Source organism: Enterobacter sp. Ag1 (assembly GCA_000277545.1).
In the GTDB taxonomy this organism is placed as follows: Bacteria; Pseudomonadota; Gammaproteobacteria; order Enterobacterales; family Enterobacteriaceae; genus Cedecea.
In genome coordinates this window covers 206,805-225,816 of sequence record AKXM01000040.1, presented here as the reverse complement: position 1 = coordinate 225,816, position 19,012 = coordinate 206,805, and the positions used below count along the sequence as shown (strand labels likewise).

Sequence of the window (19,012 nt, the reverse complement as noted above, 5' to 3'; positions counted from 1 at the left end):
GACGTGGTTTGCAGGCAGTAAACCCCCGGAGTCACCGTGACAAAAACGAATTTAATTACCGGCTTTCTGGGCAGCGGTAAAACCACCACCATTTTGCATTTACTGGCCAACAAGCCCGCCGATGAAAAATGGGCGGTGCTGGTCAATGAATTTGGCGAAGTGGGGATTGATGGCGCCCTGCTGGCAGATAGCGGCGCGCTGCTGAAAGAGATCCCTGGCGGCTGTATGTGCTGCGTTAACGGCCTGCCGATGCAGGTCGGCCTCAATACGCTGCTGCGCCAGGGCAAGCCCGACCGCCTGCTGATTGAACCTACCGGCCTTGGCCACCCAAAACAAATCCTGAACATGCTCACCGCCGACGTATATCAGCCGTGGATTGACCTGCGGGCCACGCTTTGCCTGCTCGACTCGCGCCAGCTTCTGGATGAAAAAGCCCTGAATAATGGCAACTTCCGCGATCAGCTTGCGGCGGCGGACATCATTGTAGCCAACAAGCAAGATCGCGCCACGCCGGAAAGCCAGGCCGCTTTAGCGCGCTGGTATCAAAACAATGGCGACAGCCGCGAACTTATGCACGTAGAAAAAGGAGCCGTCAGCATTGCGCTCCTCGACAAACCAAGACAGAACCAACGCGAGCTGCCGCAAAGCTCTGAGCACCAGCATGCCCAATCGGTTCCTCATGGTCTTGCTGCGCTGAGCCTGCCGGGGCATCAGCGCTGGCGCCGGAGCGTGAACAGTGGGCAGGGTTATTACGCCTGTGGCTGGATTTTCGATGAAGAAACCGTGTTCGACACCATTGGCCTGTTGGAGTGGGCGCGTCTTGCCCCGGTTGAGCGAGTCAAAGGCGTGTTGCGTATTCCCGAAGGCCTGGTACGTATCAACCGCCAGGGCAACGACCTGCATATTGAAACGCAACCCTCGCCGCCGCTGGACAGCCGCATCGAATTGATTCACCCGGCTCAGCCCGACTGGAACGTTCTGCAAGCCAGCCTGTTGAGCTTACGTTTAAGTTAGCGCGTCTACCTTCGCGCACCCAGAATGAGATTTAGAAGCTGTATCATGATTAATCGCCTCCCTCTTCTCCTGCTGCTGAACGTCCTGGGCATTGCCCTATTCTTTAGCTGGTACCTGCCAGAGAACCATGGATTTTGGTTCAACATTGACGCCACGCTGTTCCATTTCTTTAATAATGAATTGGTTAAGAGCCATACCTTTTTAACGCTGATTGCCATCACCAATAACCGGGCCTTCGACGGCATTTCGCTGCTGGCGATGGGCGCGCTGTTTTCCTGGTTCTGGCTGCATGAAGACGCCGCTGGCCGCCGCCGCCTGGTGCTGATGGGCGTAGTGATGCTGCTGTGCGCCGTGGTCATCAACCAGCTCGGCCACCTTATCCCGGTGGTGCACGCCAGCCCTACGCTGTACTTTAAAGACATTCATCGCGTCAGCGAACTGCTGCACTTCCCGACGAAAGACGCCTCGAGCGATAGCTTCCCTGGCGATCACGGCCTGATGCTGCTTATCTTCACCGGTTTTATGCTGCGTTATTTCGGCCCACGAGCGTTTCTTATTGCCCTCGCGATCTTCTTTATCTTCTCTTCGCCAAGAATAATGATAGGCGCGCACTGGTTTACCGATGTCTACGTCGGGTCAGTCTCTATTGCTCTGGTTGGCCTGCCCTGGGTGCTATTAACCCCAGTCAGCGACCGGTTAATTTCTATACTGAACCGCACTGTTCCGGGAAAATATAAAGCGTCCCGCTGACGGTTAATAAGTGATGAAGATAGTCACCGAACAGAGGCCCACCCGGGCCTCTGTTTATTTTTTCAGCATCATGACAACCAGATGAATATTTACTCATACAAAATCCGCTTCAATTTGAATGACCTGACGATAAAATCAGCAGCATTGCCGATCATTTGTTCGAAATAACCTTTCGCGACGAATCATCACAATTTCTTATAAAAATAAGAATAAAAACGCTCGCATAGCCTGGTTTTATCGGGTAGTCTCGGGAAAGTTTGCTCTACGGCTGATCTATTTGTGCTGTGAATAAAAGTGTGCGATGTTCCACATTTTTGTGCATGAATAATTGTCTCGTGGCTTTTAGGTAATTAGTCTCGTCACGTTGGTATTTTTGTATAACGAATTATTCGTTAAGGACATCAAGGGAAAACAAACAAAATGGTCAAATCTCAGCCTATTTTGAGATACATCTTGCGGGCGATACCCGCGATTGCGGTGGCAGTTATGCTTTCCGCCTGTAGTTCGACTAACACAGCAAATATGCATTCTGAGACGCATGCAGTCGGTGAAAAAGATGGTTTTTTACTGCAAGCCTCTCAGGATGAATTCGAAGAGATGGTTCGTAATGTTGACGTGAAGTCACGCATTATGGATCAATACGCGAGCTGGAAAGGTGTACGCTACCGTCTTGGCGGCAGCAGCAGAGCTGGTATTGATTGTTCTGCCTTCGTGCAGCGCACTTTCCAGGAACAGTTTGGTTTAACCCTGCCTCGCTCAACGTCTGAGCAGCAGGAGTCCGGTAAATCTGTCTCGCGTAACAAGTTACGCACCGGTGATTTAGTGCTGTTCCGTGCAGGCTCAACTGGTCGTCACGTAGGCATCTACATTGGCAATAACCAATTTGTACATGCTTCCACCAGCAGCGGTGTTGTGATCTCCAGCATGGACGAGCCTTACTGGAAGAAGCGTTACAACGAAGCGCGCCGGGTGCTAAGCCGCAGCTAACGCCGCCACAAGATATGTTTTGTTGAGAGTTATTCCCTTGGCTACTCAGCAAAACCACCAACGTTAAAAACGCTGCCAATGCAGCGTTTTTTTATGCCTAAAATTCAGACGGTTACTCTTTCCTCTTAAAATTGAAAGATGAAATAGTTACCCTGTGAAACAAGTTAAACAATTTCCTGGTTATGGGTTATAGTCAGAAAAAAGCACAAAACAAACGATGATTCGCTTGCCCCTGCGGGACTCATAATTCCATGTCTTATAGAAATATTTTTTCACGCTACTTTAGCACCCCAAAGCAGATAGTCGCGTTTAGCCTGCTAATGGGATTATTTGCCGCATTATTTATCGGTGGGCTAACCAGCCTGGCGCTCCATTCAAAGCGTGAGTCCGCCTATAACCTCCTCTCTCACGACATCAGTAACTACCTGGATACCTTTTTTAAAGAACTTCACGCCACCGCCGAGGGTATCCAGCCTTTAACCATGAACGAGTGTGAAAGGGTCAGCGGCGAACTGACTTCACGTGCGGCTTTTAATCCTAACGTACGAGCCTTTTTGCTGGTGCGTAACGGCATTGCCTACTGTTCTTCCGCCACCGGCAACATGGAAATGTCGATGGATGCGCTGGAACCCGAGATCAATATCAATAAAACCGTCGACCTGGCGATTATGAACGGCACGCCAATGATGCCGGGCAAGCCGGTGATTGCCGCCTGGTTTCTTAACCCGCTGGCCTCGGGGCGCGGCGTTTTTACCACCCTAAACGTCAATCTTACGCCCTACCTGGTTTTCACCTCCCGTCAGCAGGACATCAGCTCCATGGCCCTGGTGGTGGGCAACAAGGCTCTCACATCCTATTCACCGGACGTGATAAATACCGATGAGCTTCCCCCCTCGCCCACCAGAATCTCAGTCCTTAATGGTTACCCGATTAAACTCTACATTTATGGTACACCGTGGCCGCTGGAGGATATTCAACTGGCCATTCTGGCCGGGCTATTATCCGGCCTGCTGAGCGTCGCGCTGTGCGGTTACTTTCTGTCGGTCAAGGTACGGGCGGGGAAAGAAATTCTTACCGGCATCAAGCGGGGGCAATTTTTTGTTGTTTACCAGCCCGTGGTCGACTCACAGGCTCTGCAGATGCGTGGCATAGAGGTGCTGATGCGCTGGGAGCACCCAACGGCGGGTATGATCCCCCCGGATGCGTTTATCGGCTTTGCCGAAGCTCAGCAGTTGATTGTGCCACTCACGCGCCATTTGTTTGAATTGATTGCCCGGGACGCGCCAACGCTGCAAAAAGTTCTGCCCGCCGGGGCCAAGCTCGGCGTGAACCTCGCCCCAAGCCACCTTCACTCCCCGACGTTTAAGCAGGACATCCAGGCCTTCGCCGCGTCACTGCCGCCGCACCATTTCCAGTTAGTGTTTGAGATAACCGAACGCGACATGTTGAAAGAAAAAGAGGCGATGGGCATTTTCGCCTGGCTGCACGAGCAGGGATTTGAAATTGCGGTGGATGACTTCGGCACCGGCCACAGCGCCCTGATTTACCTCGAGCGTTTTACTCTGGATTATCTGAAAATTGACCGCGGCTTCGTCAACTCTATCGGTATGGAAACGGTGACCGCGCCGGTGCTGGACGCCGTGCTGACGCTGGCTCAGCGCCTGAATATGAACACGGTAGCGGAAGGGGTAGAAACGCCGGAGCAGGCGAAATGGCTTATCGAACGCGGCTGTAACTTCCTGCAGGGGTATTACTTCAGCCGCCCTCTGACCTTAAGCCAGCTTGTCAGTTGGAATCCTTCCCACACGCTTTATGACGAATTGAAAGACTGACAGGCATTGCGCAATCTTCACTGGCTAACTTATGATTAACCATCATGGGTTTACCGGGCGCGGAGCGTGACGCCTGCGCTTTCCCACCCACCGGGCAAGGAATGAAGATGACAAAAGCTGTACGTGCACTGATGCTGCTTTGCCTGAGCACCTTTTCCCTTACGCCACGCGCCGCAGAGATAAACGAAAGCTACTCTTTTGCCGTCCTGGGCGAACCTAAATATGCCGTCAACTTCACGCAGTTTGATTACGTCAATCCCGCAGCACCCAAGGGCGGCAATATCACGCTCTCGGCCATTGGCACTTTTGATAACTTCAACCGTTTTGCCATGCGGGGTAATCCGGGCGTTCGCACCGACACGCTGTATGACACCCTGTTCACCACTTCCGATGACGAACCCGGCAGCTATTATCCTTTGATTGCCGAGATGGCCCGCTACCCGTCCAACTTTGCCTGGGCGGAAGTGTCCATTAACCCGCGCGCCCGCTTTCAGGACGGCAGTCCGATTACCGCCGAGGATGTCGCCTTCACCTTCAATAAATTCATGACGGAAGGCGTGCCGCAGTTCCGCCTGATTTACAAAGGGGCAACGGTACGCGCCATTGCGCCGCTCACCGTGCGTATTGAGCTTGCCACACCAAGCAAAGACCGGATGCTGGGCCTGTTTTCGCTCCCGGTGTTCCCGGAGAAGTTCTGGAAGGATCATAAGCTGAGCGACCCGCTCTCTACCCCACCGCTTTCCAGCGGGCCCTATAAAATCACCGACTGGAAAATGGGGCAATACATTACCTATTCGCGAGTGCGGGATTACTGGGCGGCAAACCTGCCGGTAAACCGCGGGCGCTGGAACTTTAATACCATCCGCTACGACTATTATCTCGATGATGACGTGGCTTTTGAGGCGTTCAAGGCCGGGGCATTTGATTATCGTACTGAAGTCTCAGCCAAAAACTGGGCCACGCGCTACATCGGGAAAAACTTCAGCAACCATTACATCGTCAAGGATGAGCAGAAAAACGAATCCGCCCAGGACACCCGCTGGCTGGCGTTTAACATCCAGCGCCCCCTTTTCAGCGACCGCCGGGTAAGGGAAGCCATCGGCCTGGCCTTTGATTTCGAATGGATGAACAAGGCGCTGTTTTATGGCGCATACAGCCGGGCCAACAGCTATTTCCAGAATACGGAATACGCCGCTCGCGGTTACCCGGACGCCGACGAACTGATGCTGCTGGCGCCGATGAAAAAGGATCTCCCGCCGGAGGTCTTCACCTCAATCTATAACCCGCCGAAATCAGACGGACGCGGGTTTGACCGGGAAAATCTGCTCAAGGCGCTCAGCCTGCTTAAAGACGCGGGCTGGGCGTTAAAAGACCAGAAGCTGGTGAATGTCAGCACCGGCCAGCCGTTTGTGTTCGAACTGCTGACCGGCACGGCCGGCAACACGCAATGGATCCTCCCTTTCCAGCGCAATTTGCAACGCCTGGGCATCACCATGAATATCCGCCAGGTCGATAACTCGCAGCTTTCAAGCCGCCTGCGCAGCCGCGACTACGACATGATGCCAAGTTTATACCGCGCAATGCCTTACCCAAGCCCGGATTTGCAAATTATCTGGGCCTCGGAGTACATCAATTCCAGCTATAACGCGCCGGGGGTACAAAGCCCGGTGGTCGACAAGCTCATTGAGATGATTATCGCCAACCAGGGCGACAAGAAAAAACTGCTGCCGCTGGGCCGTGCCCTTGACCGCGTGCTGACCTGGAACAACTACATGCTGCCGATGTGGTATATGTCGGCCGACCGCCTGGCCTGGTGGAATAAGTTCTCCCGCCCCGCCATTCATCCGCTCTACAGCACCGGGTTTGATAACTGGTGGTATGACGTCAACAAAGCGGCGAAGCTGCCTGCCGACCGGCGTCAGGGGGAATAACGTGGGCGCTTATATTCTGCGGCGTTTGCTGCTTATCATTCCCACGCTGTGGGCAATAATCACCATCAACTTTTTCATCGTGCAGATTGCCCCTGGTGGGCCGGTGGATCAGGCCATTGCCGCCATACAAATGGGCCACACAACCGGCATGCCAGGCATGAGCAACGACGCTATGGGCAGCGGTCATGCCCGAACGGGCGTGGGTGACGCCACCAGCAGCCAGTATCGTGGGGGCCGCGGCCTTGACCCGGAAGTCATTGCCGATATTGTGCATCGCTACGGGTTCGACAAACCGCTACACGAGCGCTATTTCACTATGCTCGGCGACTACTTGCGTTTCGACTTTGGCAACAGCCTGTTCCGTAGCTCCTCGGTGATTAAGCTGATAAAAGACAGCCTCCCCGTTTCCATTTCCATCGGACTATGGAGCACGCTGATTATTTATCTGGTGTCGATTCCGCTGGGGATCCGTAAGGCGGTCAGCAATGGCAGCAGCTTTGATATCTGGAGCAGCATTTTCATCATTATCGGCTACGCCATTCCGGCTTTTTTGTTTGCCATCCTGATGATTGTGCTGTTTGCCGGCGGGACTTATCTCGACTGGTTCCCGCTGCGAGGACTAACGTCGGCCAATTTTGACGCCCTGCCCTGGTACAGCAAAATCACTGACTATCTGTGGCACATCACGCTGCCGGTGCTGGCGACGGTTATCGGCGGCTTTGCCACGTTAACCATGCTGACGAAAAACTCCTTTCTCGATGAAATTCGCAAGCAATACGTGGTGACGGCGCGAGCCAAAGGGCTGGATGAGAAAAAAATTCTGTATCGCCACGTCTTTCGTAACGCGATGCTGCTGGTGATTGCCGGTTTCCCGGCGACGTTTATTAGCATGTTCTTCACCGGCTCGCTGCTGATTGAGGTGATGTTCTCCCTTAACGGGCTGGGCCTGTTGGGCTACGAAGCCACAATTTCCCGCGACTACCCGGTAATTTTCGGCACCCTTTATATTTTTAGTCTGATTGGCCTGCTGACCAACATCATCAGCGATGTCACCTACACGCTGGTCGACCCCCGTATCGATTTTGAGGGACGCGGATGAGCCGATTAAGCCCGGTAAACCAGGCGCGCTGGGCGCGCTTTCGTCAGAACCGTCGCGGCTACTGGTCGCTGTGGATCTTTGCGCTGATTTTTGTCCTGAGCATGGGCGCAGAGCTGGTCGCCAATGAGTGCCCGCTGGTGGTGAACTACGAGGGCAAGCTCTGGTTCCCGGCGCTGAAAAACTACAGCGAAAGTGATTTTGGCGGCCCGCTCTCAACCCCTGCGGACTACCAGGATCCCTGGCTAACGGAACGCCTGAATGAAAAAGGTTGGATCCTCTGGGCGCCGATCCGCTTTAGCAGCAACACAATCAACTACGCCAGCAATGTCCCTTTTCCTTCCCCGCCCAGTGCACAAAACTGGCTTGGCACCGACGCCAACGGCAGCGATGTGCTGGCGAGGATCCTCTACGGCACGCGCATTTCCGTGCTCTTCGGTCTATTACTGACCTTTTTCTCCAGCATCATTGGCGTGCTGGCCGGGGCGGTACAGGGCTATTACGGCGGACGCATTGATCTGTGGGGGCAACGGTTGATTGAAGTCTGGTCCGGCATGCCGACGCTGTTTTTGATCATCATGCTCTCCAGCGTGGTGCAGCCCAATTTTTGGTGGCTGCTGGGTATTACCGTCCTGTTTGGCTGGATGGGGCTGGTGAGCGTTGTGCGGGCAGAGTTTTTGCGCACCCGCAACTTCGACTACATCCGCGCGGCACGAGCCATGGGCGTCAGCGACTGGTCAATCATGACCCGGCATATGCTGCCCAACGCCATGGTGGCTACCCTGACCTTCCTGCCGTTCATTCTGTGTGCGTCGATAACGACATTAACCTCGCTGGATTTCCTCGGTTTTGGTCTGCCGCTGGGGTCGCCCTCTCTGGGGGAACTGGTGTTACAGGGCAAAAACAACCTTCAGGCTCCATGGCTGGGCATCTCCGCGTTCTTATCTCTGGCCATTTTACTCTCCCTGTTAATTTTTATTGGCGAAGCGGTTCGTGACGCCTTTGATCCGGCTAAGGCGCGCTGACCATGACCACTCCGCTTCTCGCTATCAACGATCTTTCTATTGCTTTCCAGCAGGGCAGAAACCTGCGGCAGGTGGTGGACTCGGTTTCGCTTCAGGTGGAAGCGGGTGAAACCCTTGCGCTGGTCGGCGAGTCTGGCTCAGGCAAGAGCGTGACGGCGCTCTCCGTGCTGCGCCTGCTGCCGTCTCCGCCGGTGGTTTATCCCTCAGGGGACATTTTGTTTCACGGCAAAGACCTGCTAAACGCACCGGAAAAGACGCTGCGTGGCGTGCGCGGCAACAAAATCGCAATGATATTTCAGGAACCGATGGTGTCGCTGAATCCTTTGCACACCCTCGAAAAGCAGCTGTATGAAGTCCTCTCCCTGCACCGAGGAATGCGGCCTGAACCTGCTCGCGCGGAGATCCTCACCTGCCTCGATCGCGTGGGTATTCGCAACCCTGCAACCCGACTCCAGGACTACCCTCACCTGCTGTCCGGCGGCGAACGCCAGCGCGTAATGATTGCGATGGCGCTGCTGACTCGCCCTGAATTGCTGATTGCCGATGAGCCGACGACGGCGCTGGATGTTTCGGTTCAGGCGCAGATCCTGCAGCTGCTGCAAGAGCTGAAGCAGGAACTGAATATGGGCCTGCTGTTTATCACCCACAACCTGAGTATCGTGAAAAAGCTGGCGGACAACGTGGCGGTGATGCGTCACGGCAAATGCGTGGAGCAACAGCCCACCACCGATCTGTTCAGTCATCCACAGCATCCCTATACCCAGCAGCTGCTGAACGCTGAACCGTCCGGCGACCCGGTGCCGCTGGCAGCAGACGTTATTCCCCTGCTCAAAGTTGAGGATCTGCAGGTTGCGTTTCCCATTCGCCGGGGCCTGCTGAAAAGAACGGTGGGACACCACTACGGGCTTAAAAATCTTAGCTTTGAACTGCGGCCAGGGGAAAGCCTCGGGCTGGTTGGGGAATCAGGATCGGGCAAAAGCACCACCGGCCTGGCGCTGCTGCGATTGATTCATTCCACGGGCACTATTTGGTTTGACGGCCAGCCGCTCCACCAGCTCAACCGTAAGCAGCTGCTGCCGCTGCGCCGCCAAGTGCAGGTGGTGTTCCAGGATCCTAATTCGGCACTGAATCCACGCCTGGATGTGCTGCAAATTGTAGAGGAAGGCCTGCGGGTGCATCATCCGGCGTTAAACGCCGCAGAACGTAAGGCCAAAGTGGTTCAGGCGCTGGAAGAGGTCGGGCTGCAGGCGGATATGCTCCACCGCTACCCGGCTGAGTTTTCCGGTGGCCAGCGCCAGCGCATCGCTATCGCCAGAGCGTTGATTTTGCAGCCGCGGCTTATCGTGTTGGATGAACCGACCTCTTCGCTCGATCGCTCGGTTCAGGCTCAGATTCTGACGCTGCTAAAATCTCTGCAGGAAAAACACCGCCTGGCTTATATCTTCATCAGCCATGATTTACAGGTAGTGAAAGCACTTTGCCATCAGATGGTGGTACTGCGTCAGGGAGAAGTGGTCGAACAGGGAGACTGCAGGCAGATCTTTAGCGCCCCACAAAGCGACTACACGCGTCAGCTTCTGGCGCTCGCCTGAGATTCAGAAAGGGTTATGGCTGGAAAAAGATTCAGCGATAGCAACGCCCACGTTTTTCAGGCGACAGGTTGCCGCCAGCTCGTCCTGCAGGTTAACGAACAGGCACGGCTCGCCTTCACACTCCACGACGGAGCTGTCCACTTCAATATCGCTTAATGCCTGGCTGAGCGTATCCATGATTGGCCACGCCTTTTCCCCGTCCGGGCTAAGCAGCTTCAGGCCAATCAGGCAATCGTCATCCTGTTGCGCATTTTGCGGAATCGGTTCAACTCTGGAGCCTGCAAAACCCGTCAACCAGCGGTAGCTCTGCGGCAGACGATGCACGATGGACAGTTGTATGGTGTTCAATTTCATTTCCCCGGAAGTTCCAATCGGCAATTTATCTCAAACTCTTTACACAAAGGTTAACACAATGTTGATAAATTGCGTTTAAACGAGCATTAAAACGGCTCACATCTCATGTAGAGATTTCAAAACTAACGCTTTATTTTTGTGCTATGGCACGCGTTTCGGCGCTATATGTATCGCTTTCTGAGATCTAACTCAACCTTTTTAACTACAAAGTTGTGACTTTTTACAGTTGAGCCTTTTACATATGCGAAACATATATCCTATATCAACAGAGATTATACGGGAATTTTCGGGAAGAGTACGGGCGTTTCTGAACAGAAACGCCCGCAGTTTTCAGGCTTTCGAGTGGCGGGCTTTGCTGGCGTAGAAGTAGAACAGCACGGAGGCCGTCGCACAAATAGCGATGGACCAGATCATCGGCCACGCGGTGTTAAAGGTGGCCACCGAGAGCAGCGCCCCGGTTAACGCGCCAATGCCAAAGCGGAATGTTCCGGCCAGCGAAGACGCCGTGCCGGCCATATGCGGGAATTCATCCAGAATGACCGCCATCGCATTGGATGACACCAGCGACACGCAGCTGATAAACACCGCCACGCCAAGCACCATCGCCCAGAAGCCAAAACCCAGCTGGCTACTGACCACCAGCCATACCGCCATGGCAAACTGAATGCATAGCCCGGTACGGAACATGTTGATCGCCCCAACCCGACGCACAAAGCGGCTGTTGATCATGGTCATGAAGAACAGAAACACAACGTTCAGCGCAAAGTAGTAGCCAAAGTGCTGCGGTGATACATGGTTTAATTCGATGTAGACGAACGGCCCGGCGCTGAGGAACGAGAACATCCCGGCAAAGCTGAAGCCGCTGGCCAGCATATAGCTCAGCACCCGCTTATGGCGGAAAAGCGTGGCGAAATTGCCCGCCGTGGTGCGCAGATTAAACTTCTGCCGCATTTCTGGGGCGAGCGTTTCGTGAATAAAGAAGAAAATCATCGCCGATGCAAGCAGCGCGGCGGCGGCCAGAATCCAGAAGATCGTGTGCCAGCTGTACCACACCAGCACAGCTCCCCCGATCATTGGCGCCACCAGCGGCGCAATAGTGGTAATCAGCATCACGAAGGACATCATCCGGGAGAACTCTTCCTTCGGATAGATATCGCGCATCAGGGCGTTGATCACCACGCTCGCCGCCGCGGCCGCGAGGCCGTGCAGAAAACGCATCCAAATTAGCTGATCGATAGTCTGTGAAAGCGCACAAGCAATTGCCGCCAGCGCGAACACCAGAGTGCCGCCCAGTACCACCGGCTTGCGCCCAAGGCTATCGGCCATCGGCCCGTAGAAGATCTGCCCGATGGCAAAGCCCAGAATATAGGTACTGAGGGTCATTTGTGCGCTGCCCGCCGGGACATTAAAGCCCTGGGCTATCATCGGCAGCGCCGGTAAATACATATCAATGGACAGCGGCATCAGCATCGCCAGCAGGCCAAGGATTACGATAATACCGACAGAAGAGTTCTGTTTACGGCTCAAAAGTGACTCCGGTGATTAGGGCATGCCGACGCTGGCAATTTCCTGTTCGGTTAACGGGCGGTACTCCCCCGGCGCCAGTTCAGCATCCAGGGCGATGCCGCCAATGCGCTCACGGTGCAGGCCAACCACATGATTGCCCACGGCGGCAAACATGCGTTTTACCTGATGGTAACGGCCTTCGCTGATGGTCAGACGCACTTCCGTCGGCGTAATCACTTCCAGCACGGCAGGTTTGGTGAGGTCTTTCTCATTATGCAGTTGAACGCCTTTGGCGAAGTGTTCCGCCGTGCCTTCTTCAACCGGTGATTCCAGCGTCACCAGATAGGTTTTCTCGCAGTGATGGCGTGGAGAGGTAATGCGGTGTGACCACTGGCCGTCGTCCGTCATCAGTACCAGGCCGGTGGTGTCAATATCCAGACGACCTGCAGCATGTAACTTGTGCGCCACCGGCTCGTCGAGGAAGTAAAGCACCGTTGGGTGATCGGGATCGTCGGTAGAACAGACGTACCCCTGCGGCTTGTTCAGCATGAAGTAGCGCGGGCCGTGCTGCTGGGTCAGTGAATTACCGTCAAACGCGACCTGATGTTCCGGCAGCAGTTTAAAAGAGGCGTCGCGCACAACTTCACCGTCAATGGTGACGCGGTTAGCACGGATTTCACGGCCAGAAATAGCACGGCTGATGCCGAGCTGCTGAGAGATAAATTTGTCGAGTCGCATTAGTGTATTGCCTGTTTCATGAAGGTGCCGACAAGTGAGCGTGCGGCAGGGGCTGGAGCCCACATTCAGGTGGAAATTGGTTTGCCTGATAATTAGTTTGCCAGTATAGCGACATCAAAAACTCTCTCAAGGTAAAACGGTGCTTTATGGCATAATCGTTGCAGTCATTTGATAACAAGGTTGAAAAACCGCTCGGCCATGTCTTTTACTCTTCGTCCTTACCAGCAAGAAGCGGTGGATGCCACCCTCAGCTACTTCCGCAAGCATCCTGAACCTGCCGTCATCGTGTTGCCCACCGGTGCGGGCAAAAGCCTGGTGATTGCGGAGCTTGCAAAAGTGGCGCGCGGGCGCGTGCTGGTGCTGGCTCATGTGAAAGAGCTTGTGGCGCAAAACCATGCGAAGTATGTCTCTCTCGGGCTGGAGGCAGATATTTTCGCCGCTGGCCTGCAGCGCAAGGAAAGCCAGGGCAAAGTCGTGTTCGGCAGCGTTCAGTCCGTGGCCCGCAACCTCGAGCATTTCCACGGTGAGTTTTCCCTGCTGATTGTCGATGAGTGCCACCGCATCGGCGACAGTGACGAAAGCCAGTATCAGCAAATTCTGGCGCATCTGCGCGGCAACAATCCCCGGCTGCGGCTATTGGGGCTGACCGCCACGCCCTTCCGCCTCGGCAAAGGCTGGATTTATCAGTTTCATTACCACGGCATGGTTCGCGGCGATGAAAAGGCGCTGTTTCGCGACTGCATTTACGAGCTCCCGCTGCGCTATATGATTAAGCATGGTTACCTGACGCCGCCGGAACGGCTGGATATGCCGGTGGTGCAGTACGATTTTAGCCGTCTGCAGGCGCAGTCCAACGGGCTGTTCAGCGAAGCGGATCTGAACCGCGAGCTGAAACAACAAAAACGCATCACGCCGCATATCATTAGCCAGATCGTTGAATTTGCCGCAGACCGACGCGGCGTGATGATCTTTGCCGCCACGGTAGAGCACGCGAAAGAGATAACCGCCCTCTTGCCCGCAAACGATGCAGCCCTGATCACAGCCGACACGCCAGGCCCTGCGCGCGACAAGCTCATCGACGCTTTTAAAAATCAGCAGTTCCGCTTTTTGGTGAACGTGGCGGTACTGACCACCGGCTTTGACGCGCCGCACGTGGATCTGATAGCCATTCTGCGCCCTACCGAGTCCGTGAGCCTTTACCAACAAATTGTTGGTCGCGGCCTGCGTCTCTCTCCGGGGAAAAAAGACTGTTTGATTCTCGACTATGCCGGAAACCCACACGATTTATTCACGCCCGAAGTGGGCCACGCCAAAGGGAGAAGCGACAACGTGCCGGTGCAGGTTTTTTGCCCTGCCTGCGGGTTTGCCAATACCTTCTGGGGAAAAACCACCGCTGATGGCAAGGTGATTGAACACTTTGGCCGCCGCTGTCAGGGCTGGTTTGAAGACGATGACGGCCTGCGCGAGCAGTGCGATTACCGCTTCCGCTTCAAAAACTGCCCAAACTGCAATGCTGAAAACGATATCGCCGCCCGCCGCTGCCATCAGTGTGACCACGTCCTGGTCGACCCGGACGATATGCTTAAAGCGGCGCTGAAGCTGAAAGATGCCCTGGTGCTGCGCTGCAGCGGCATGACGCTTCAGTCCGGCGGAGACGCTAAAGGCGATTGGCTTAAAATCACCTATTACGACGAAGATGGCGCAGACGTCAGCGAGCGCTTCCGTCTCCAGACGCCGGCCCAGCGCATGGCGTTCGAACAGTTGTTTATCCGCCCGCACTCGCGCGCGCCCGGCGTGCCGTTACGCTGGATCACCGTCGCGGATGTTGTGGCTCAGCAGCCGCTGCTACGCCATCCAGATTTTGTGGTAGCCCGTAAAAATGGCCAGTTCTGGAACGTCCGTGAAAAGGTTTTTGACTACCAGGGGCGCTTCCGCCGGGCCAACGAATTACGCGGCTAACGGGTACTTTTCATTGCCGACAGAGCCGGATACGGCTATAATGCCGCCCGCTTTTGCATCCGCAAAGCAGAAAACTTTACCTGCTGCTGGGTCGCCTGTAGCAGGCTTATTTAAAGAGAAACAGTCAATGTTTACTATCAATGCAGTAGAACGTAAAGAGCATGGCAAGGGTGCGAGCCGCCGCCTGCGTGCAGCAAACAAATTCCCAGCTATCGTTTACGGTGGCGCGGAAGCTCCTGTATCCATCGAACTGGATCACGACGCCGTAATGAACCAGCAGGCTAAACCTGGTTTCTACGAAGAAGTTCTGACCCTGTCTATCGACGGTAAAGAAGTAAAAGTGAAAGTTCAGGCTGTGCAGCGTCACCCGTTCAAGCCAAAACTGACTCACATCGACTTCGTTCGCGCTTAATCGCGAGTTAAGTTCGAAAAAAACCCCGCTTCGGCGGGGTTTTTTGTTATATAAGCATTTCCGACGCCACGCCTGGCCAAAAGAGACAAATTCCATGGTTGAAAAAATCCCTGCGGGTGCATCGCGGGTACCCGCCGTAGAGAAGGATATCCAGGCTATCAGGACGATACAAAGCTACCACGCCCATATCTATTTCGAGACGCCTGAACAAAGGCTGATTGCGGAACGGATTCGGGCAGAGATTGCGCTGCGTTTTTCAGTCCTGCTGGGGCGCTGGCACGATGTGCCCGTTGGCCCTCATGCGCTGCCAATGTATCAGGTTGCTTTTATGCCGGAGGCGTTTGCGCGATTTGCGCCGTGGTTGATGCTGAACCGCTGCGGGTTAACCGTACTGCTGCATCCCAACACCGGGCAACCCAGGGCCGATCATACCGATCACGCCGTCTGGATGGGGCAAAAGCTGGAGATCCGCCATTTGCAGCAACTGCCTGAAAACGGAGGACCGGAGCCAGACTACATCCCGAATACTGCCCCGACGATGTCGCCTTAAGCATCAGCAGGATGATACGGCCCGGCTAAAAACAGGCGGGCCGTGTTGGCAGGTTATTTACCAGAGGAACGGCGTTGAAGCTGATCGCGCAGATTCGGCGGCGTCCCTTTAATGGTTAGGGTGTCGGTTGCCGGATCCCAGAAAATACGCTCCCCCAGCAGCATGGCATCGAAGTTAATCGTCAGCCCACCGCCGCTGCCAGCGTATTTGGTCAGCTGCCGCAGCGTGCCGCGATCCGCCGGGAAGCTCTCTTCCAGCTCATAGCCTTTTTCGGCGGTGAACTGCTGGAAGTTTTTGTCATCAACCGCCCACGGCAGCTCATCCGCCAGCGAAGAAAGTTCAATCTCTTCCCCCGCCTGAAGCTGTTCGTTGCAGTAAGCGTAAACCTGCTGGCGTGCGGCCTGGCGTTCGTTTTTGTCCAGCTGAGCTTCGTTCGTGAAGTCGTCCAGCGCCTGCAGCAGACCTTTGTTCTGCGCTTTGGCGTTCAACCCTTCGCTGGCGCCCAGGAAATCCATAAAGAAATCGGCCACTTTGCGCCCCACTCTGCCCTTCAGGAAGGTCAGGTAGCGGGTAGATTCCGGGTTGGTTTCCCACTCGGTCAAATCAATACGCGCCACGATATCCGCATGGTTGATATCGAGATAGTGAGTCGCGCTGATATCCAGCTCTTCGTTAACGCGCATGCTGCTCAGATTGTTCAACACCGCCACCAGCAGGTATTCGACCGCCAAATATCGATAATGGCAGAACAGCACGATACCGCCGTCGGCAAACGGGTATTTTGCCAGCTCATCGCGAAGACGACCGGTCGCCGCACGGGTAAAGGCAAGAAAATCCTCATCGCCATTTCGCTGCAGGCGCAGCGCTTCGGCCAGTTCGCTCTCTTCGCTGAACAGGCCGTAAGCTTTATTTTTAGCGCTATATACGCGATGCAGTTCCGCCATCATCTCTTCGACGGCACCGTCAGTTGCCAGCAGCGAGTCGCGCAGCACGACGTCCAGCGTCTGCTCATCGCGCTTAATCAATTGATGCAGGGCAATCTGGTTGATATCCAGACTCATGTTAAACTCTCCTTTAAGACCGGGCGGTATTCAACCACTGCCGCTCCCGGGACGCAAGTCGTGATAAAAAAGCGGAAAAATCGTCCCTGCTACGGTAAGATAATGCCCTTTCCCGAATACGAATGATTTTTAATTTATGCCACAAACATCCCGCTACAGTGACGAACAAGTTGAAGCGATGCTGACCGAACTGGCAGCCGTGCTGGAAAAACACCACGCGCCTACCGATCTTTCCCTGATGGTATTGGGAAATATGGTCACCAATCTGATAAACACCGACGTGGCGTCCGCTCAGCGTCGTCCTTTGGCTCGCTCCTTTGCTGAGGCGCTTCAAGCTTCGGTGAGCGAAGATAAAGCCCACTAAGGAACTATCGTAACAAGTTATGGTGACTAACCGTCAGCGCTACCGCGAAAAAGTTTCCCAAATGGTCAGTTGGGGGCACTGGTTCGCCCTGTTTAATATCCTGCTGGCCATGCTGCTGGGTAGCCGCTATCTGTTTATCGCCGACTGGCCAACGACGCTTACGGGGCGAATTTATTCGTACGTGAGCGTTGTTGGGCACTTCAGTTTTTTGGTGTTTGCCGCCTATTTACTGCTTATCTTTCCGCTGACGTTTATCGTCATGTCGCAGCGCCTGCTGCGCTTTATCAGCGCGGCCCTGGCCACGGCGGGCATGACGTTACTGCTGATAGACAGCGAAGTTTTCACGCGTTTCCACCTCCACCTGAATCCCACCGTCTGGGAACTGGTGATTAACCCTGACCAGGGGGAGATGGCCCGTGACTGGCAGCTGATGTTTATCAGCGTGCCGGTGATTTTGCTTATTGAGATGCTGTTTGCGACATGGAGCTGGCAAAAACTGCGCAGCCTCGGGCGTCGTCGGCAATACGCGCGTCCTTTAGTGATTCTGTTCTTTATTTCTTTCTTTAGTAGCCACCTGATGTACATCTGGGCGGATGCTAACTTCTATCGCCCGATTACCATGCAGCGGGCTAATCTGCCGCTCTCATACCCAATGACCGCCCGTCGTTTCCTTGAAAAACACGGCCTGCTGGATGCCAAGGAATACCAGCGCAGGCTGGTGGAGCAAGGTAGCCCGGCAGCGCTGTCGGTCCAGTATCCGCTGAGTAATCTGCAATTCCGCGATATGGGTCTTGGTAACAATGTGCTGCTGATTACCGTTGACGGGCTGAATGCCGCAAGCATGAGCAAAGATATGCCGGCGCTGAAGGCATTTGCCCACGATAATATCCGCTTTACTCAGCACATGAGTTCCGGGAATAACACCGATAGCGGCATGTTCGGCCTGTTCTACGGTATCTCCCCGGCTTATATGGACGGTGTGCTGTCAAACCGCACCCCTGCCGCACTGATTACGGGTTTAAATCAGCAGGGCTACCAGCTTGGCCTGTTTGCATCCGACGGCTTTAACTCGGCGATGTACCGCCAGGCCCTGCTGTCTGATTTCTCGTTGCGCCCGGCCAAAAACCAGACCGACGGCCAGACGGCAACACAGTGGATCAGTTGGCTTAACCAGTATGCTTCCGAGGACAATCGCTGGTTCTCCTGGGTCGCCTTTAACGGCACCAGCATCGACGACAACGGAAATCAACAGGGCTTTGAGCAGCGCTATTCCCGCGCAGCCGGTAATGTTGATGAGCAAATTAAACGCGTACTGGATGCGCTGGAAGCGGCAGGCAAGCTGCAAAACACGGTGGTTATCATTACCGCAGGCCACGGGATTCCGCTCGGCGACCAGCGTGACTCTTTCGCCTGGTCACGTGCGCGGATTCAGGTGCCGCTAGTGATTCACTGGCCGGGCACACCTGCGCAGACCATCACCAAACTGACCGATCATCAGGACGTGATGACCACCCTGATGCAGCGTCTGCTGCACGTTAAAACGGCGGCCAATGAGTACTCTCAGGGGGAGGATTTATTTGCCGCGACGCGCCGTAACAATTGGGTGATTGGTGCCGACAATCAAACCCTGGCCGTGACAACGCCCGAGATGACGCTGGTGCTGAATAACAACGGCAACTATCGGATGTACGATCTGCAGGGTAAACGGATCAATGAAACCAAGCCGCAGCTTGATTTGCTGCTGCAGGTGCTGACTGACGAGAAGCGCTTCATCGCCAACTAATTGTTTATTTATAAGACAGTTAGCTGCGTATTCCCTTGCAATCAACGCGGAAAAGTGT

At 54.6% G+C, this 19,012-nt stretch carries 17 protein-coding genes; 13 read left to right on the top strand and 4 right to left on the bottom strand.

The window, feature by feature from the left end:
- Positions 1 to 36: 36 nt before the first annotated feature.
- From A936_RS16840 to yejF, 8 genes are all read left to right on the top strand, one after another.
- Positions 37 to 1,014, top strand: a complete 978-nt coding sequence (locus A936_RS16840; RefSeq protein WP_008459909.1) for a CobW family GTP-binding protein — start codon at positions 37 to 39, stop codon at positions 1,012 to 1,014.
- Between the two features lie 45 nt (positions 1,015 to 1,059).
- On the top strand, positions 1,060 to 1,764 hold the full coding sequence (locus A936_RS16835; RefSeq protein ID WP_008459899.1) for a phosphatase PAP2 family protein: 705 nt from the start codon (positions 1,060 to 1,062) through the stop codon (positions 1,762 to 1,764).
- 420 nt (positions 1,765 to 2,184) lie between these two features.
- Positions 2,185 to 2,751, top strand: coding sequence for a bifunctional murein DD-endopeptidase/murein LD-carboxypeptidase (gene mepS / locus A936_RS16830; RefSeq protein ID WP_034809631.1), 567 nt, complete (start codon positions 2,185 to 2,187; stop codon positions 2,749 to 2,751).
- Between the two features lie 251 nt (positions 2,752 to 3,002).
- Complete coding sequence (gene pdeN, locus A936_RS16825; RefSeq protein ID WP_034809628.1) at positions 3,003 to 4,583, top strand: cyclic di-3',5'-guanosine monophosphate phosphodiesterase PdeN; 1,581 nt, start codon at positions 3,003 to 3,005, stop codon at positions 4,581 to 4,583.
- A 131-nt stretch (positions 4,584 to 4,714) separates the two neighbouring features.
- Positions 4,715 to 6,514, top strand: coding sequence for an extracellular solute-binding protein (locus A936_RS16820; RefSeq protein WP_442892741.1), 1,800 nt, complete (start codon positions 4,715 to 4,717; stop codon positions 6,512 to 6,514).
- Between the two features lies 1 nt (position 6,515).
- Positions 6,516 to 7,613, top strand: coding sequence for a microcin C ABC transporter permease YejB (locus tag A936_RS16815; protein WP_008459890.1), 1,098 nt, complete (start codon positions 6,516 to 6,518; stop codon positions 7,611 to 7,613).
- Positions 7,610 to 8,635 (top strand): microcin C ABC transporter permease, encoded by a 1,026-nt coding sequence (locus tag A936_RS16810; protein WP_008459888.1) that lies wholly within the window; start codon positions 7,610 to 7,612, stop codon positions 8,633 to 8,635. The genes A936_RS16815 and A936_RS16810 overlap by 4 nt, the downstream gene beginning before the upstream one ends.
- A 2-nt stretch (positions 8,636 to 8,637) precedes the next feature.
- Entirely contained in the window at positions 8,638 to 10,227 is a 1,590-nt protein-coding gene (yejF, locus tag A936_RS16805) for a microcin C ABC transporter ATP-binding protein YejF (RefSeq protein WP_008459887.1), read from the top strand.
- A gap of 3 nt (positions 10,228 to 10,230) precedes the next feature.
- Here the strand turns inward: yejF and A936_RS16800 are convergent, their stop codons facing one another.
- The 3 genes from A936_RS16800 to rsuA all read right to left on the bottom strand — a co-directional run bounded on the left by A936_RS16800 (position 10,231) and on the right by rsuA (position 12,825).
- The gene (locus A936_RS16800) at positions 10,231 to 10,575 is read right to left on the bottom strand and encodes a YejG family protein (RefSeq protein WP_008459886.1); all 345 of its coding nucleotides are present in this window, start codon (positions 10,573 to 10,575) and stop codon (positions 10,231 to 10,233) included.
- 336 nt (positions 10,576 to 10,911) lie between these two features.
- Positions 10,912 to 12,108: a Bcr/CflA family multidrug efflux MFS transporter gene (locus A936_RS16795; RefSeq protein WP_008459885.1), complete on the bottom strand. Its 1,197-nt coding sequence runs from the start codon at positions 12,106 to 12,108 to the stop codon at positions 10,912 to 10,914.
- A gap of 15 nt (positions 12,109 to 12,123) precedes the next feature.
- Positions 12,124 to 12,825, bottom strand: coding sequence for a 16S rRNA pseudouridine(516) synthase RsuA (gene rsuA, locus A936_RS16790; protein WP_008459884.1), 702 nt, complete (start codon positions 12,823 to 12,825; stop codon positions 12,124 to 12,126).
- 198 nt (positions 12,826 to 13,023) lie between these two features.
- On the opposite strand from rsuA, the gene radD reads away from it, so the two are divergent.
- The 3 genes from radD (at position 13,024) to A936_RS16775 (ending at position 15,746) form a co-directional block, all read left to right on the top strand.
- The gene (gene radD / locus A936_RS16785; protein ID WP_008459883.1) at positions 13,024 to 14,784 is read left to right on the top strand and encodes a DNA repair helicase RadD; all 1,761 of its coding nucleotides are present in this window, start codon (positions 13,024 to 13,026) and stop codon (positions 14,782 to 14,784) included.
- 127 nt (positions 14,785 to 14,911) lie between these two features.
- Complete coding sequence (gene rplY, locus A936_RS16780) at positions 14,912 to 15,196, top strand: 50S ribosomal protein L25 (RefSeq protein ID WP_008459879.1); 285 nt, start codon at positions 14,912 to 14,914, stop codon at positions 15,194 to 15,196.
- A gap of 94 nt (positions 15,197 to 15,290) precedes the next feature.
- Positions 15,291 to 15,746, top strand: a complete 456-nt coding sequence (locus A936_RS16775) for a DOPA 4,5-dioxygenase family protein (protein ID WP_008459876.1) — start codon at positions 15,291 to 15,293, stop codon at positions 15,744 to 15,746.
- A 53-nt stretch (positions 15,747 to 15,799) separates the two neighbouring features.
- On the opposite strand, the gene yejK is transcribed toward A936_RS16775, so the two are convergent.
- Positions 15,800 to 16,807, bottom strand: a complete 1,008-nt coding sequence (gene yejK / locus A936_RS16770; RefSeq protein ID WP_008459874.1) for a nucleoid-associated protein YejK — start codon at positions 16,805 to 16,807, stop codon at positions 15,800 to 15,802.
- Between the two features lie 136 nt (positions 16,808 to 16,943).
- Between yejK and A936_RS16765 the strand changes: the two genes are divergently transcribed.
- Both A936_RS16765 and yejM read left to right on the top strand, forming a co-directional pair.
- Positions 16,944 to 17,171: a YejL family protein gene (locus tag A936_RS16765; protein ID WP_008459871.1), complete on the top strand. Its 228-nt coding sequence runs from the start codon at positions 16,944 to 16,946 to the stop codon at positions 17,169 to 17,171.
- 19 nt (positions 17,172 to 17,190) lie between these two features.
- Positions 17,191 to 18,954, top strand: a complete 1,764-nt coding sequence (yejM, locus tag A936_RS16760) for an LPS biosynthesis-modulating metalloenzyme YejM (RefSeq protein WP_008459861.1) — start codon at positions 17,191 to 17,193, stop codon at positions 18,952 to 18,954.
- Positions 18,955 to 19,012: the final 58 nt, after the last annotated feature.

Bases quoted from the DNA above. Each gene is read 5' to 3' on its own strand.
- A936_RS16835 (WP_008459899.1), top strand. From the start codon at position 1,060: ATGATTAATCGCCTCCCTCTTCTCCTGCTGCTGAACGTCCTGGGCATT.
- mepS (WP_034809631.1), top strand. From the start codon at position 2,185: ATGGTCAAATCTCAGCCTATTTTGAGATACATCTTGCGGGCGATACCC.
- pdeN (WP_034809628.1), top strand. From the start codon at position 3,003: ATGTCTTATAGAAATATTTTTTCACGCTACTTTAGCACCCCAAAGCAG.
- A936_RS16820 (WP_442892741.1), top strand. From the start codon at position 4,715: ATGCTGCTTTGCCTGAGCACCTTTTCCCTTACGCCACGCGCCGCAGAG.
- A936_RS16810 (WP_008459888.1), top strand. From the start codon at position 7,610: ATGAGCCGATTAAGCCCGGTAAACCAGGCGCGCTGGGCGCGCTTTCGT.
- yejF (WP_008459887.1), top strand. From the start codon at position 8,638: ATGACCACTCCGCTTCTCGCTATCAACGATCTTTCTATTGCTTTCCAG.
- rsuA (WP_008459884.1), bottom strand. From the start codon at position 12,825: ATGCGACTCGACAAATTTATCTCTCAGCAGCTCGGCATCAGCCGTGCT.
- radD (WP_008459883.1), top strand. From the start codon at position 13,024: ATGTCTTTTACTCTTCGTCCTTACCAGCAAGAAGCGGTGGATGCCACC.
- rplY (WP_008459879.1), top strand. From the start codon at position 14,912: ATGTTTACTATCAATGCAGTAGAACGTAAAGAGCATGGCAAGGGTGCG.
- A936_RS16775 (WP_008459876.1), top strand. From the start codon at position 15,291: ATGGTTGAAAAAATCCCTGCGGGTGCATCGCGGGTACCCGCCGTAGAG.
- yejK (WP_008459874.1), bottom strand. From the start codon at position 16,807: ATGAGTCTGGATATCAACCAGATTGCCCTGCATCAATTGATTAAGCGC.
- A936_RS16765 (WP_008459871.1), top strand. From the start codon at position 16,944: ATGCCACAAACATCCCGCTACAGTGACGAACAAGTTGAAGCGATGCTG.
- yejM (WP_008459861.1), top strand. From the start codon at position 17,191: ATGGTGACTAACCGTCAGCGCTACCGCGAAAAAGTTTCCCAAATGGTC.